Annotated in this window: 6 protein-coding genes; 1 reads left to right on the top strand and 5 read right to left on the bottom strand. The window is 65.6% G+C overall.

Annotated features, from left to right (window positions below; translation table 11 throughout):
• Positions 1 to 324: 324 nt before the first annotated feature.
• Positions 325 to 960, top strand: coding sequence for a trimeric intracellular cation channel family protein (locus tag PAQ31011_RS19435; protein ID WP_039399799.1), 636 nt, complete (start codon positions 325 to 327; stop codon positions 958 to 960).
• 49 nt (positions 961 to 1,009) lie between these two features.
• Here the strand turns inward: PAQ31011_RS19435 and PAQ31011_RS19440 are convergent, their stop codons facing one another.
• The 5 genes from PAQ31011_RS19440 to PAQ31011_RS19460 form a co-directional block, all read right to left on the bottom strand.
• Positions 1,010 to 1,657 (bottom strand): RNA polymerase sigma factor, encoded by a 648-nt coding sequence (locus tag PAQ31011_RS19440; protein ID WP_174990201.1) that lies wholly within the window; start codon positions 1,655 to 1,657, stop codon positions 1,010 to 1,012.
• Positions 1,658 to 1,847: 190 nt separating this feature from the next.
• Positions 1,848 to 14,129, bottom strand: coding sequence for a filamentous haemagglutinin family protein (locus PAQ31011_RS19445; protein WP_150577371.1), 12,282 nt, complete (start codon positions 14,127 to 14,129; stop codon positions 1,848 to 1,850).
• 164 nt (positions 14,130 to 14,293) lie between these two features.
• Entirely contained in the window at positions 14,294 to 15,319 is a 1,026-nt protein-coding gene (locus PAQ31011_RS19450; protein ID WP_174990202.1) for a FecR family protein, read from the bottom strand.
• Between the two features lie 214 nt (positions 15,320 to 15,533).
• The gene (locus PAQ31011_RS19455) at positions 15,534 to 16,037 is read right to left on the bottom strand and encodes an RNA polymerase sigma factor (protein WP_150577373.1); all 504 of its coding nucleotides are present in this window, start codon (positions 16,035 to 16,037) and stop codon (positions 15,534 to 15,536) included.
• Positions 16,027 to 16,833 carry a secretin and TonB N-terminal domain-containing protein gene (locus tag PAQ31011_RS19460; RefSeq protein ID WP_150577374.1) on the bottom strand — a complete coding sequence of 269 codons (807 nt, stop codon included), beginning with the start codon at positions 16,831 to 16,833 and terminating at the stop codon, positions 16,027 to 16,029. Before PAQ31011_RS19460 ends, PAQ31011_RS19455 begins: the two co-directional genes overlap by 11 nt.
• Positions 16,834 to 16,942 lie beyond the last annotated feature (109 nt).

Below are 16,942 nucleotides of genomic sequence, written 5' to 3' on the forward strand. Positions count from 1 at the left end.
GGACACGTCAAAAGGGCTTCACTCGTAGCGCATTCGGGCCGGTGGGCCGGTCGGTCTGTCGACCGGAAGATCGGTCGATCTACCTGCCAGTTCGCCGCACCGGGCGCGACGGGCACGCTTCGGAGCACAAAAGGATGAGATTTTAAGGGGTTTGCATGACGGGTGGGGCGGCTTTCCCGCGTCTGTCGTTTCGTTGCAGGCAGTGTCGCACCCGCAACCGGTGCTGAAAACTTGTACAAATCACAGTTTCAGTCCCCTTTGCGCGGTAAAACACGGGAAAAAGCACATGAAGTGATATATTCGCCCGGCATTGCAAGGGACATCATGAAAACAGAAATCTTCTACGCCCTGTACCTCATCGCCATCGTCACGGAAGCGATGTCGGGGGCCATTATGGGGATGCAGCGCGGCATGGACCGCTTCGGGCTCGCCTTCGTCGGCATGGTGACGGCGCTTGGCGGCGGCACCATTCGCGACGTGCTGTTCGGCCGCCATCCGCTCGTCTGGATCGCGCACCCGGAGTACCTGCTGCTCACGCTCGGCGCGGCCACGCTCGCGTCCATCGTTGCGCGCCACATTCACCGGCTGCGCATGACGTTCATTACGGTCGACGCCATCGGTCTGGCCGCCTTCACGATTCTGGGGTGCGATATCGGCATGACCGTGAGCACGAGCCCGGTCATCGTGGTGCTCGCCGGGGTGCTGACGGGGATTGGCGGCGGTATGCTGCGCGATCTGCTGTGCGGACAAGTGCCGCTGGTGTTGCGCCGCGAGATGTATGCCAGTGTGGCGTGCATCGCGGGCGCGATGTACGTGGCGATGCTGCATTTCGGCGTGCCGAACGGCGTTGCGACGGGCGTGGGCTTCGTTGCGGGCTTCGTCATCCGCATGCTGGCGGTGTGGTTCGGCTGGCGCTTTCGCACGTTCGAGGACGAAGCGCCGTCGGAGCCGTTGCACTAAGGCCTTAGCCGGCGCAACGGGCGCGCGCCGGACATCCATCATGCGATGTTCAGGGCTTGAACGCTTCCGCCACTTCCGACACCTCCGGCAGCCGCGCCGGACGACGCGACTCCGTGATCCCGCCAGCGGCCTGACGGCCGGTCTGCTCGGCGCAGTAATCGAGCGTCTGGCGCAGCAACGTGTCGACCTTGCGCAGCGACAGGCCGTGACGGGCGGCGACTTCCTCGCGCGTCAGATCGTCGATGCGCAACTCGACCAGCACCCGGCGATGGTGCCCCGACATCTCGCCAAGGGCCCGTGCGAGCGCCGCCAGCTCGGAGCGTGCGCCCGCAACCGCCTCAGGGCCGGGGCCATGGTCGGGCAGCACGTCGAACACCTCGTTCTCGTCCGCCAGCGACTCCCACATCCGCCGACCCCGCATCTGATCGACGGCGAGGTTGTAAGCCATCCGAAATACATACGTCTCGCCCTTGTGCACGGCCTCGGGCAACGTGGCGCTGCCCAGGCGCACCCACGCCTCGTGCAGGCTGTCGCTGGCCGTATCGTGGCAGCCGATGCTGCGCGACAGACGGCGCAGCAACCGGTCGTAGTTCGCTTCCAGACACTCCCTCAACACCTGCGTGGCCGTGCCCACGCTGCTTTCCTGCGCCTGCGCGGCACGCACCGCAGCTTCGACACTGACATTGGTCAGATCCACGTCGTCGCTCCCGGTGCCTTGCCGCACTCGCCCTTTCTGCTTTCCCCGTAATACCACTGCGCGAACATTGTGTGCCCCCCGATACCCATGAACGCTTGCGTCGGCCCTCGCTGCATTTGCTAGCCTCATAGACATGACGGATGTCGGAGGGCAAATCCGCAGACTATTTTTTGTAACGGGCCAACGCGTGTCACAGATGTGCCTTTTCCTCCCGCGTGAGCTGCATCTTCTGAGCTTCGGTCAACTCGCCATTCCCAACCAGTTGGAATGCGCTGGACGGGTCGTAACTGACCTTCGCCGGTGTGGCACCACCCGCCGCAGCGCCCTTCTGATCGGCCGCCGGGCCGCTCCCGTCACCGGCGCTCAGCATCCGCACCGAGAAGATCGACGGGGCGTTCTGGCGCTGCGAGACGCGCTCGCGGGCCATGGCGTCCTGCGCCGCGTTCGCCGCCTGCGACGCCGTGGCGCTCGCATTCGTGAGTGCACCGACGTTGACCGCCGCGATCACTGGCAGGCCCGTCGACTTGCCCTGCACCTGCACGTTGGCCGCATTGACCACCGCCAGCGCCGCGAAGTTGACGTTACCCGACACCCGCACCCCGGCCTCGCCCGCATCGATCGTGCCCAGCGGCGCGACCAGATCGACGTCGCCCGGCGGCACTTCCGGCAACGGGGCGAGCGTGGCGATACCGGCACCGTTCGACGGGGCCGCCGGCGAAAGCGTCACATCGCCCACGTTGTCGTACACGCGCTTGGGCGGTGTGTAGAGCACCGTGGTTTTCGAACCGCGCCCCGCGTTGATGTCGCCCTCGGCCGACCAAGCCTGAATGCTGCCGCCGAAGGTCGTCATGATGCGCGAGAGACCCAGCAGGATGCTGTCGCGGCTGTAGAGCGCGATATCGCCCTCGCCCTGCGTGACGACACCGGCCGTCGCACCTGGCGTCACACCTTCGACGCCGACGAGCGTGCGCCCGCCCGGGTTCAGCATCTGGATGCTGCCGCCGAAGTTGGTCCGCACCCCGGCGTCGGCCGTGATCGGGATGTTCACGCCATTCACGTTGTTCATCCCCGTCACGCTGCTGAACATCGTGATCGCGCCGTTGTAGTCGATGTGCTGCCCCTGCGCATCGAGCGACGGGAACAGTGTCGCGATGGCGTCGCGCCCACGCAGATAGCTGCCGTAGCGCGAGCTGCTGGTGTCGTTGTATTCGCGTCCACCAGCAAGCAGCTCCTTAAAGTACACCTGCCGTACGAACGCGCCCTGCTGCGGCGACGGCAGTGCAAGGAAATACGCCAACGCGTCGCTCGCCGTCCCCGTATAGCCGAAGCGATCGGTCAGCCACTTGACCAGCTCGTCCCCGTAGGCGTGGGCCACCTTGCCACTGCCCGCGAGCGTCGCCCCGGCCGACAACTGGTTCGCCGGATCGAAGTACAGCTTGGCGAAGCTCGCATAGTCGGGACCGTTCGCGCCCACGCCGGCGAGCACCGAAATGTCCGCGCCCCCTGCCGTATTCGACGGATGAATCACGTCGCCCACGCTCGTTAGCATGCCGTAGTAGCCCTGATACAGATTGCGTCCCGCCTGCATCTGCAACAGGCCCGGTCCGACGATGTTCGCCGACTGGAAGAGGATGTCGCGCCCGGCCTGCATCCGGCTGATATCGCTGCCCGTCAGGTTCATGAACGTGTCGGGCGTCGCCCCCACGCCGATGATGTCGCGCCCGGCCATCACATCGAACGGCTTGGCGGCGATGTACCACGTGCTGTGCGTCGGTATGAAACCTGCCACGGGATCGTTGAACACCTTCGTCGTCACACCCAGGCTCAGATCGTCGATATCGATCCCCGCGTAGACGCGCGCCGCAACGCCGTCCTGTGCATGCAACCGCGACGTGACGGTGTCTTCGCCATAAGCGAGCGGGTTGTTGTTGGTCCGCAGAATGGCGGCGTCCACCGATGCGCTGTTCAGGCTCGACACCTTGAGCGCCTGGAAGAACGGATGCTGCGGCGTGGCGAGGCTCGCCATGTCGGCACCGGACATTGCGACCGTCGCGCCCTGTCCGTAAATCGATCCGGCGGCGAGCATGTCCAGTTGGCCGACCGGCGACGCGATCAGCTCGATGTTGCCGCGTGGATCGTTCGGCGAGAGCGCTGTGTTGAAGCGAATATCGCCATTGGCGGCCACCACGCTCAGGCTGCCCGGCAGAAACGAAGTGCCGTTGGTGGACATGGTGCCGTCGGTGCCGACGCCCCCGTCGAGCGGCACCACATCGCCCCCCGCCGTGAACAGACGAATGCCCGTCTCCGGACGATAGAGCGTGAAGCGCGTGTTGCCGCCCTTGCTCACCGTGCCGTTCGCGCTCGTGTAGTACGAGCCGTCCACATCCGTGCTGAGCGTCATGCCTGCGTCGCCCACGCCACCGAGCACGAGGTCGCCGCGCGCGCTCACGTTCACTACGCCGTCGCCGGGCACGATCATCGGCCCGCGCGTCACCGTCACGCCCTTGATCGTCGTGATGGGCTGCGCCCGTGGATCGTACGACTTCCAGTACGCACCGTTGCCGTACGGTGCGGTCGCACCGATCGAGCCCGCGTCGATGGTCGTGTCGCCGCGCAGCGCCGTCACCGAACCGAAGTAATCGCCGGGACGGTCGGACTGCCCCACCGACGGACGTCCGTTGAGCGTGCCGCCGACCTTCACCGTCAGGTCGCCGCCGCCCGTCTGCACCACGGTGCCGTCGGCCAGCACGCGGCCGGTCGAGGCAACCGCCAGATCAAGGCCCGTCGACTGGGTGACACTGTTCGACGCCATCACCCCGGCATTGCGCCCGGCGATCACGGTCAGATTGCCGCCGCCCAGCGTGCCGATGCCCTGGAAGCCGACGATGCCCGGCGTCGTGTTGTACGGGTTCACCTTCACCATCGCACCGAAGTTGATGCCCCACGCGGTCGGATCGGTCGTCAGCCCCGCCCCGCCTTGCCGCCACAACCAGTTCGACGTGATGTTGCTGTCGACGTAGCGCGACGCGTTGTCGTTCATCTGGATGTTGCCGGTCACGTCCTGCTGCGCCGAGATCAGCACGTCGCCGCCATGCTCCGGATACCAGACATTCACCCCACCCGCCGACGACGTGTTCGGCAGGTTGTACGGATCGGTGCCGTTCGCCGCAAGTATCGGCGCAGACGTCGTCCCCGCCGTGTACACGCCGAACGGCGTGGCTTCGCTGAAGCTGCCACCGGCGAGGATGTCCAGATTGCCGGTGCCGGTGCGCAGCAGACTGAACGTCGTGGCGCGCTGGCTGTTGCTGTACGACGCGTCGCTCAGCGTGACGTTGCCTTGTCCGGCGAGGGCGCGCGTCGTCTGCATCGCGCGCTGGTCGGCTGACGCGAGGTCGGCCCCGCCGACCAGACGCAACGACGTCGAGAGCGAGCCTGCCGCGAGCATCGCCGCACCCGGTGACGTGGCCGGGCTGGGGGCGACGGCGGGACTGGTCAGTGCGGAGAGCACCGGCATATTGCCCACTTCGAACCCGAAACCGTAGCTGTTGCTCGCGCTAAGCGTGGTACCTGCCGGAATCGTGTCGCCCGGGTTGTATGAGTTGCCGTGGTTGTCGACGAACGGCCCCCACCAGTTGATCGTCCACCAGTTGTAGAACGCATTGTTCGGGACCGTCCACGCGTTCGCCAGATAGAGGTCGTTGTTCTCGTCGAACCAGTAGGTATAGGTGTTGCCGCCGACCACATTGGTCTGCTTTTTGAAGTACGGTGCGGTCGTCACATCGATGGGAGAGAACTGCGCCGGTGCGCCGGCCGAGGCACGGAAGCCGTCCGAGATGCTGCCGCCAATGGTGAGGTTGCCGCCCGCGCGCACCACCAGATCCATCGGCTCGCCTGCCCCGTACGACGCCGTATTCGGATCGCGATTCGCGTTCGGACCGTAGCGGTACTTGGCGAGATCGATGTTGCCGATCGTCGAGAGATCACCGACGGAGGCAATCTGCACGCCCGGACGCAGGTGGTAAGCGCTGCCCAGCGCAGACAAACCCGCCATGCGTGCCGCCAGCGCGCCGTTGCCCGCCGCTGCATTCATGAACGAGGTGCTGGCCGCGTCGTAGCCGTCGAGCGTTGCCTGCGAAATCACGCTGCCCGCCGGCAGGTTGTACGTCCAGAAGCCATTGAGGGCCACGCTGTTCGCACCGCGAATGTTGAGCGGCCCCGAGGCGTTGATAGCGATGTCGCCCGACGTTTCGGCGGTGCGCACGGCGTTCAGGATGATCTCGCCGTAGTTCGTAGCGCCCGGCGTGCTCACATCGAGTGTCGCGCCCGGCGAGAGCGTCATCGTGCCGCCCGAGGTCGTCAGCTCGATGTGACCGCGATTCTTCGCTTCGATGGGTGCGCCGTAGCTGTCGACTTGCAGATTCGTGCCGTGCGCATCAAGCACGGACGCTCTACCCAGCGTCAGCCCGTTAGCCGCCGACAGACGAATCGTGCCCGGCGCACTGCCCGAAGCGTCGATGGTCCCGCCGACCGTCAGACTGCCACCGTCGACCGAGATGTTGACGTTGTGCGCCTTGACGCCATCGCCGACGCTCAGATCGCCATGCTTCTGCACGAAGCTACGCGCATCGAAGAAGCCTCCCGTCGTAAGCGACGCATTGAGGCCAGCAAAGTCCGCGAAGCGGCCTGCGGACGCGCCGAAGTCGCCGCTGAGATAGCCCGTGTTGGCCGCGCCGCGCAACTGTCCGTTCAGCGCAACCGTGCCGTTGCCCGCATCGATGACGATGTCGCCCGCGTTGTTGTTCTGCGCCGAGACATCGATCACCGAACCCGTCGATTGGGTGACGTTGCCCTGCGCGCTCGTCAGCAGCAACGTGCCGCCGAAACCGTACACAGTCGCGTCCTGAAGGGTCGACTTCTGTCCGCTCAGGTCGATGCGGCTGCCGTCGGTCAGCACGATGTCGTTCGTGGCGTTCACGGCGAGCTTGCCGCTGGGCAGCAGCACCGTGCTGCCGAGTCGCACGCTGTCGCCCGTCAGATCGATCTCCGCGCCTGCGATGGTCGACGTCGCCGCGCTCGGTGTCGTGCCGTCCGGCGCAACGACGTTCAGCGCGCCGCCCGTCACATAACCGGTGACGGACTTTTGCGTGCCGGTCAGCAACGGCGTCGCGAGCGTAAGGTTACCGCCCGTGCCGCTCTGGCCGAATACCGCACCGCTCTGCGTGCTGGGGGCCTGATAGACGAAGAGCGTGCTGTGGCCCGCCGAGACAATGCGGTCACTGGCCGTCAGATCGACGTTGCCGAAACCGTAGACCGTGCGCGTGACGTTGGTCGTGTCCGTCGACGAGTACTGGCCGAGGTCGATTTCCTTGGCAACGAGGCTCAGTGTGCCGGACCCGGTGCCCGGGCCACCTGCTGCGATGGCCGGTGCCGATGCACCCGCCACACCGTTCCACGTCAACCGGTCGGCCGCCACGGTCGCGTGATCCGCGCTGCCGCCGTAGCCATAGATGGCCGGGGCTTTGAGCAGCACCTCCACGCCGGACCCACGCGTGTCGAGGCTGCTGCTGCCGAACACGTTGATCGCATTCGCAGCGCCCAGCGTGATCCTTTCCAACGCCGGTGCACCACTCGTCGGGTCGCCCTGCATCAGCGTCGAGAGCATCGCCTGATTGAACAGCATGCCCGCCGGATTGCCCGCTGCCATGACCTGCGCTGCGTCGCCGACGTTGAGCGATCCCACGGCCAGCGAGATGTTGCGTGCGCCGAAGCGCGCCGTCGGGTCGAGCTTCGAAGCACCGTTCGTCGAAAACGCCAGCGTGCCCTCGGAGAACAGGCCCGATCCGGCCCCGATCGTGATGGTGCCGTTGCTGCCCTGCTGCCCCGAGAACTCGATGTCGCCGTTCGACAGCGCCAGCACCGTGTTGGAGATAGGCGCGTATGGCAGGCCGGTCGTCGCCGTGTCGAACGGTGCCGGTCCCTTGCCAATCGTCGTCAGCGTGACGTTGTTGCCGAGTGTGATGTTTGTGCCGATCAGATAGATCTCGCCAGCGGACAACTTGATGCCGTCGCGCAGGAAAAGGTCTGAGTTGCCGCGTCCGATGAACACGTACTGCTGCCCGAGATTGACTGCGGCCGTCCCGTTGATGCTCAGACGCGGCGCGTCGATGGCGCTCAAGGCATCGGCCGACACCGACACACCCGTGAAGCCCGCCGTGCGATTGCCTGCCGTGATTTCACCGATGCGCTCCACGGCCGCCTGCCCGGCGACGCCACCCGGCGCGGCCTGAAAGCGCGCCGTGCCGTCGAACGTGAAGGCCGGCGTCGTCGGCACTTGCGACGGCGTATCGAACTGGATGTCGAGCGCCTTGCCGTCACGCGGCAACAGCGGAGCGATGTTGCCGAACTGCGCCGCCTGGCTCGTGAGGAAATCGGTGTAGCTCTGCTCGTTGAACTGAGAGTACCTACGCACGGCGTCGGCCGACGTCACGAGTACCGTGCTCGGCAACTGACTGCGCCCCGACGTGTTCGCGATGCTCGTGTAACCCGACGTCAGATAGGTGCCGTTGCCCGCCGCCGTCGCGGTGGCGGGAAGGTTCTGTCCCGTGCCGCCGATTTCCACGCGAAATGCGCCCGGCAGCAGCGCGTAGTTCGACGGCAGCAATGTGTAGGTGCCCGCCGGTAGTCCGGGCACGCCCGCGCCGATGGTGATGCGTTGTCCGATGGCTGGATCGCCTGCGCCGTTCTCGGGCGAGACCGGTGCGTAGTCCGACGCGTAGCCCGGCACAATCGCGTAGACCTTGTTGCCCGCCTTGCTGAGCGTCATGGTCGGATTCGCGTTGACGAGCGGCGTGTTCAGCACGTTGACCGAGCCGCCCCGGCCCGTCACGAAGCCCGCGCCGGTGAGCGAGCCACCGCCCGAGAGATCGAGCACCGCACCGCTGTCCACGGCCACCGACTCTCCTTCCAGGCGAATCCCCGAGCTGATGCCGGCACCGCCCATCGTGAAACCGCCTGCGCCCAGCGCGGCGATGCTCGCACCGTTGTAGTTGTAAGTCACGCCGTCGAACGTACCGCCGTAGGGCATCGTCAGGCCGCTCGTCGACACGGAGGTCATGCTGCCCGGGAGCAACTCCACACGCTTCGCACCGGGCACCGATCCCGGGGCATTATTGGTCTGCCCGAAGATCAACATGCCGAAGGGCGCGCGCAGCACACCGCCCTGCATGATGTTCGGTGCGGCAACATACAGCGTGCCGAATACCGACATCGGGACATCCGGCACGTCAGCCGTCGTGCGGCCGAAAGTGAGCGTTGCGTCGTAACTGAGATTGCCCGACCCGGCGACGATCTGGGCCGTCGCCCCGGTCGTCGGGTAAATCTGCGCGCCCAGGAAAGTCATATCCCAGCCGGAGATGACGGACGTGCCGCCCTGTAACGCAGGCGTCGGCAGAAAGCGAATGTCGCCCTGACTCACAAAGCGAGCCGTCTTGAACCCTTGCGAAGGCGTGTAGACGTTCTGGAAGATCGTGTTGTCCCAATACGAAGTGTTCGCGCCGAAGCTGATCGGCCCCTGAATGTCGATGAGATCGGCGTCGACTTCGAACGTCGCCCTGGTCGGCACGCTGTTCGGAAACGCATTGCCGATCGCACCGGAACGATAGCCGTCGCGATACACCGACGGCGTGGCAGAGAAGCTCACATAGGGGGCAGACAGACGGACCGTGTTGGTCGTCGGCGTCTGTGTCCCGGCCATCGGCGTGCCCGACGTGATGGCGTTGGCCATGATCGAAAGACGCTTGTCGAGCGCAAGCGACACATCGCCCTTGAAGGTCAGAAAGTCCGTCGACGACAGCGAAGCGGATGCGAAGCCGCCCTCACGGATCTGATCGGCGCTTACCGTCGCCTGACCGAACGCCAACGTCGACACGGCCGACGGGCCCGCGAGCACGACCGGTGTGCTGCGTGCCTGCGTCACGGTGAATTGCGACGGCGGAAGTACATTGCCCGGAATCTGGCCTGCCGGATCCTGAAACTGTGCGGAGACGAGCGAGAGCGACAGATCGCCGCCCAGCGCCCCCGCACCACCGGCAAAGGCGTGTGCGTTGCCGTCGAGCATCAGACCGCTGGTCGTGCTCAGCGAGATCGCACCGCCATTGGAGGCGAGCGTCGTGCGGCCAGCGGCGTTCGACGGTTGCCCGGACACCGTCGCGGTGTCCACGGTGATGGCCGCACCGTCGGCATTCAGCTCGGCCCCGGGACGCACGATCACGAACGACGGCCCGCCGTTCAGCGCGATGCTGCCCGCGTCGGACACCTTGCCGTAGGTACGGCCGGAAGCGTCAATGGCGGTGTAGCCGAATCCGGAGACGTCGAGGCTGGCCGTTGGGCCGAGCCAGATCGACATGCCGAGGTTCTTGCCAACGGCGTCGAAGTTGCGCGCACTGGGCAAGACGTTGTCCGCCTCGGAGATCAGCGCGATCTTCCCGCCGCGCGCTGTGAGCGAGCCGTCCACCGTGATCTGGCCGAACGAGTCGAGCGTGATGTTCTGTGCCGGGTCCACGACGACCGATGCGCCGCGTCCGATCGACACGTCGCCGCCCGCCTTGTTGCCCTGATAATCCTTGGTGCTTGAGCGCAGCGCGATGCTGGCGCCGGCGCGTTGCGTCAGCGTGGCCGACTGTGCGTTCTCGGCAAAGAGCGGCGGCAAGACCAGCGCCAACGCGCTTGCGGGATCCGTACCGGTCGGCGCAGTGAAGCTGTTCACGCCGAAGCGATACACAGGCATCACCGGGGCGAGCGCCACGCCGTTGTCGACACGCACACCCTGACCGCCCGTGATGTCGTAGTTGGCGAAGCCAGCCGCGAAGAACGGCGTGTTGCTGCCCGAGTCCCCGGCGTTGAACATCGGCACCGGGGCGACGGCCACGTCGCGGGAGAACTTCGTGCCCGCGGGGACCACCGAACCGGTCGGATAGGTCACGTCCACGGTGTTGATAGTGCCCGCCGTGTACACCACGCGGTAAGGCTGAATCGCGAAGCCTTGGGGGAAGACGCTGGACGGAATCACCGTCCCGGCGGGAATGCCGTTGTTATTGTTGTAGCCGGTGACGGTGAAGACACGCGTGCCCTGCGGCACCGTCTGCCCCGGGTTGTAGTAGGTGTAGCCGAAGCCACCGTCGGTCTTGTAAGCCAGCACCTGCGTGCCGGTCGGGACAACCCACGGCGCGGCGGTGGGCAGCGTCGGGCCCGTGTCGACCGTGACGTTGACGGGCAACGGCACGTCCATGACCAGCTTCGTGTGCGCATCGACCGACGAGAACGGCAGCGGCGTGCCCGCCGGTACAGTGTACGGCTCGGCGAGCTTGACCGCGACATTGGACGTCGTACCTGATGCGAGCACGCCACCGGCGAGTTCCGCGTTCGAGCCGATCATGATGGCGTCCGGCGTCGAGACGGTAAGCTTGCCGCCACCGTTCACGCCATACGCCACGATCTTGCCGTTCAGAATGAGCGTGCCTGCGCTGATGTTGACGTTCGACGCCGAATCCCCGGCGATCAACGTGACGTTACCGCCCGTGCCGCCCTTCGTCTTGCCGTTCGCCAGCACCGCACCGCCCGAGGAGACGTCGATCGTGCTGCCCTCGCTGATCGTCACGTCGCGCGTGGAATCGAACGTGACGTTGCCGCCGTTCAGGAACGCCGTCTTCGATAGCGAATCGGGATCGGTGCTGCCATTGACCCAGAGGCCGCGCACGTCGATCTTCGCGCCGGGTTCGAGCGTCAGCGACGCGGTGCCGTCCGGCTTCGAGAGCGCAATCGGATACGTATCGGTTGCGCGCAGGTACGTGTTGGCGATGGTGACCGTGCCCGACGGCACGGTGATGGTCCCGCTTACGTCCACATCGGGAGCCACAAGACTCAGCTTGCCGCCGTTATCAAGCGTCAGGTCGCGCTTGACCGCGATATTGCCCGCTGAGACGAGATCGAGTTCGCCGAAGCCGGTGCGGTTCAGGCGTGACGCGTCGAGCCAGAGGGTGTTTGCACGTGAGGCATCGAGGGCGTCCGTCACGCCCATTCGCGATGTGATGTCGTCGAACGTGCCGATCTCGACATCGGTCGTGAACGCACCGGTGCGCCCCGCGCCCCCGTACTGCCCCAGCGCGAGCGAACCGGCGCGGGCGACGGCGAACTGGCTCAGTGCGTAGCTATCCGTGAGGCCCGACGGGCGCGCTTGCGTCTGCACCGGACCGGTGTAGACGTTCGCAATCACATCGCCTTCGAGCACGGCGGTCGGTGCGGAAATGTTCAGACGGCCAGCGTCGCGGCCTACGGTGTAACCGTTTTGCAGCACCCTGGTCGGCGCGATCAGCGGGCTGGCGTAGGACTCGGTCGCGCTCGTTCCCCAGCGCGGGTGCGTCACCTCGAAGCCGTTGTAGACGCCGGTGTAGAGGACGTTCGTCGGCGCGGTGTTGACGTTGTAAAGCTGACCGTCGGCACCACGCAGCCACGATTGATTGAGATACCCGGTCTGCACGTTGTACGTGCCGCCCGAGAGGTTGATGGCCGCACCGGTCTGCGTCACGACCTCATTACCGCCGAGCGTGATCGTGCCGCCCTGCGCTGCCCATTCGCCGATGCTGTGCGCCTGATTGGCGAGATAGCCGCCGACTTCGAGCAGGCCACCCGGCGTGTACCAGCGCTCGTTCGCATAGCCGCCGACGCTTGCCGGTACGTAGACCAGACGACGACGGTCGATGTAGACGTTCGCGTTGTTCAGCGCCGCGTTATCGCGATTGCCCGGGGCGTCGCGCTGCTCGTTGCCCTGAACGTTGACCTTCACGTTGTTGCTGTCCATCGACAGCGACACGCCGACTGCGCCCGACACATCGAGCTGCGCACCGTTTGCGACGAAGCTTCGACCGGTCGCGCTCACGGCGAGCTGACCGCCCGTGGCAAGTGTGAGCGAGTTGCCCTGAAACTCGACGTTGCCGCCGCTGACGATCTCCACACGCGACTGATCGCGGCGATCCGAGAGCTTCGAGAGGTTGTCGAACAGACCGGAGGACGCGCCCGCGCGCAGCAAGTTCTGCGCCGTCGAGTCCTGCATCAGTGCCGTGCGCTGACTGTCGAGTGCGGTGGCACCGTTATCGCTGATAAGGACCGACGTCAGCGCGCCATTGCCCAGCGTCACCTTACCCAGCGTGTCGCTGGCGGAGTTCAGCAGGTGAATCGTGCCGCGCGTGTTGACCGTCGTCGTCGACACCGCCGTGCCGAGTTGCTGCACGTCGCGTCCGGCCATCGTGATATCGCCTTCCGGTGCCATCAGCAGGCCCGTGTTGACGACTTTGCCCGCCACGCTTTGCGTGACGAACTGCGGCGCGATTTCGTTGCCTCGCGTCGTCGACGGCGTGTTGGCATCCGTCCCCACGCCCTTGCGAATCACGAAGCTGTCGCCAGCAGCCAGCGCAACCTGTCCTTGCGGTGTGACGATGGTGCCCGCGTTGCTGACTTCACGTCCGACCAGCATGACGTAACCGCCGCCCTGCGTGACCGACGTCGGCGTGCGCGTGACGATGTTCGCACCGGCTTGCACTTCGACTTTGCCGAGCGCATCGGTGAATGTCGGCGTCGTGCCGTTCGCACCGTAAAGCCCATTGGTGGTGAACTGCGCGTCGGTCATCTTCGCCGCAGCAACGACCAGATTGCGTGTATCGACCTGACTCGTGCCGCCGAAGATCACGCCGTTGCGGTTCAGGATCAGCACCGTGCCGTCGCCGTGAATCTGCCCCTGAATCTGGCTAGGACGTGCGTTCGGATCATTCACCCGATTGAGCACAGACCAGTCGCTCTGTTGGGCGAAGTTGACCGACGTGTTGCGCCCGACGTTGAACGTCTCCCAGTTCAGGATCGCCTTGTCAGCCGTCTGCTGGACGTTGACGTTGGTCTTACCGCTGGAGGTAGATTGCGTCGGCGCGTTGGCGTTGATCCAGCCTTTCGTCAGGCTGTTCGTATCGACTTTAAGACCGCCTTCGGCAAGGCCGTCGGGGATGGTGGCGTCGGTGTTAGCTGCGGCCGCGCGCGCATTCGCCTGCGTCGCCTGCATCGCTGCTATGTTCTGCGCCGCCGAACTCAGGTTCGCAATCGAGCGTTGCAACTGCGCGTTGGCCTGTTGCTGCTGCGCCGCCGGATCCATCAGCGTCGTCACCGGCATGCCGTTCGGCAGGCGACCCGTTTGCGTTGCCGTCGCTTGCGCTGCGCCGCGTGCGGCGAACCACGCGCTGCTGAACGCCTGTTGTGCATGCGCCGCCGACGAGGCAAGCAGGGTCAGTGCGGCAGCCTGAACGAGCGGTTTGCGGTGAAGCGTGCGAATGACGCGATCGAGCCGGTGAGGCTTGCGTGGCGCGTCGGCACTGGGGTTGGCAGCGGCGTCGGAAGCAGGCGGAGCGAGCGAAAGCAAAGGGTTCGGTTGCATGTCGGGTTTGCAGTGGCAATCGGCAATCGGTTAGTGACCGCTGCCATCGCATCGATGCAAGCGGCCTTCCCTTTGATGACGACGCTCATTTCCGAAACCCGCAAAGCCGCACTCGAAATTGTTGCGCCTCCGAACCCGTGCCGCGCTCCGACCTATAACTTCTGCTAGCCCACGACGACCACGCCGCCCGGCAACTGCGTCACACGCGCACCGAGCACTTCCTGCATCTGCGCAAAGACTTCGTCGAGACGATCGATACGGAATCGCCCGCTCAGGCGGCTCTGCGCGAGGTGGCTGTCGAACACCACCACACGTCCCGCACGATAGCGGTTGATCTCGCCGATGACGTCGGACAGCGGCGTGTCGCGGAAGATCAGCACCCCCGAGCGCCACGCGGTGGCGACGGTCGTATCGACGGTCGTCGCGCGCCCGAGACTTTGCCCTTGATAGATCACTTGCTGGTGCGCGGCCAACTGCACGCTGTTGCCGCCGAGTTCGACACGTACGTTACCGGACACACATGTCACGCAGACACGCGTGTCGAGATTGCGCACTTCGAAATTGGCCAGCGTGCCGATAGCGCGGCCATCGCCCGCCGTGACGACGAACGGCGCTGCGCTGCGCGAGTTGTCGACGGCGATTTCGCCATCGAGCAGATCGACGCCCCGACGCACGCCTTGCGACGACGTTGCCCTCACGTCACTCCCCTTCTCCGTCAAGGCAATGCTCGTGCGCGTATTGAGATTGACCGTGACATCGTTGGCGAGCGCAATCTGCCGTTGTTCGCCTGCCGACGTGCGGTAGTCCGCATGCGCGAGCGACGTCATCGCGCCCCAGAGCCCTGCGGGTGCGATCACCGCCGCACCGACGCCCGCCACGGAAGCCAGCGCACCGCCCAGGAACACGCGTCGTCCCACGCGCGCCGGACGACGTGCCTCGGCACGCTCGCGCGCACGCACCACCTCACCCGCCGGGCCGAGATCGCGCCACAAACGCCGGGCGTCGGCAAACGCCGCGGCATGCGCGGGGCTTGCGTCGCACCATTGCTGGAGCGCCTGCGCGTCGGCCACGGTGGCTTCGCCGGACGTAAGGCGTCGCACCCACGCGTGGGCGTCGCGCTGCATACGCTGCGCGTCATGCGAGGCCTGCACGGTGGCAGATCCGGTCGGGTTGTCGGGTGATGCCTTCATATCGGGTGTGTCTGTCGATCCTCTGCCTGCGGGAACGCATCGCCGTAGCGTGCGCCCTGAATTCTGCCTTCGATGTCGCCCATGCATCCATGGGTTTTCGGGACGTCCTGATTACATGACGTTTCCCATCGGCAGAATCCGCAGTTTTTTTGCCATTATTTTTTGTCGTGTCGCATGACCGTCATAAAGCCGTGTCACGCGCCGCGTCATACACCTACCGTTCGATGTGCTCCGCGCAGAATTCCTGCGCCTTCTTCAACTCCAGTTCGACCAGCCGCAGGGATATCCCGAAACGCTCGGCGACTTCGCGCTGCGCGAGGCCGTCCAGACGCACCGCCAGCAAGATGTCGCGACGGCGTTGCGGCATCTGTTCCAACACTCGCGCGAGTTCATGCAGGTCGGAATTCGCTTCGGCGATCTGTGCGGGTCCGGGATCGGGGCTGACGAGATCGAGCATCGTCTCGATTTCGCCGACGCTGAGTCGTCGGTCCTCGGCACGCTGCTTGTCGATGGCTGCGTGGTACGCCATCCGGTACAGATACGCGCCCGGATTGCGCACCGGCTCGATGTTCTCGGTGTTCTCCAGCCGCACCCACGTGTCCTGCAAGGCGTCGCCCGCGAGATCGGACGACCCGAGCTTGCGCGAGAGCAGCGTCTTGAGTTGCCCGTAGCGCTCGACGAGCAGTTCACGCAGTGTCGCGCGGGCGCTATCGGCCATTCCGGCCTCCCGTGCGAGGTGGCTTATCAGGGGTCACGGCCGTGGCGTCGTTGGCGGCACTACAGCCCCAGCTACGCCCCGACGCCTTGGGCAGGATCACGAACGTGAACGGTTGTGCGAGCGAGGGCGGCACCGGCTCACCCACGCTCACCCCCTGCAATGCGCCCACGGCGAGTCTGTCGATCGTGCTGTCGCCGCTCGACCCGAGCAGGCCGACGGGACCGATGCGTCCCGACGCATCGATCCACAAGCGCAGCGCGATGCGTCTCGCCCCCTGCGCCAGCACCGGTTGCGCACAAAAAGCATCGTGAACGCGCGCCTGCACGAGTCCGAAGTACCGACGCGCCGCATTCGCTTCGATCTGAATGTCGTCCGCGCTGTCCGGCAGGCTGCGGCGCAACGGCACCAGCGCCACCGTCTTCGCGCCGGTATAACGTGCGGCGAGGCCACTGCCTTCAAGGAGCACGCGTAGCGCAGCGCGCGCCGTCATGTCGCCCTGCACCGGTGCAGAGACGCGACCGGCCGTCAGCGAACTGTCATACAGGAGGGAGACGTCGGTGAACGCGCCGTACGATTCCAGCGCGGATTGAAGGGGTTGTGACGCAATGTCGAAGTGCAGCGACGGCTCGGCGGCAAGGTCGCCCGATGCGCCTGACGTGGCAGGTGCGACGGATGTTGCAGCGCCGGGCGCGACATCCGTCGCCCAGGCACGGGCAGAGCAAGCGCAGTAGCAGATCATCGCGATGCACAGTAACAATATCGGCTGCGGCGTGCTTTTCGCTTTGGTTCTGAGCATGTCCGCGCTACTTGGCGCACGGCGGCTCCGGGTCGAGGCGGGTGCCGCCGGGCGCGTGCGAATGGGAAATCTGCGCGCAGGCTAGCAGTCCGATATGAATTTTTTGTTA

The sequence above is a fragment of the Pandoraea aquatica genome, assembly GCF_902459565.1.
Classification (GTDB): domain Bacteria; phylum Pseudomonadota; class Gammaproteobacteria; order Burkholderiales; family Burkholderiaceae; genus Pandoraea; species Pandoraea aquatica.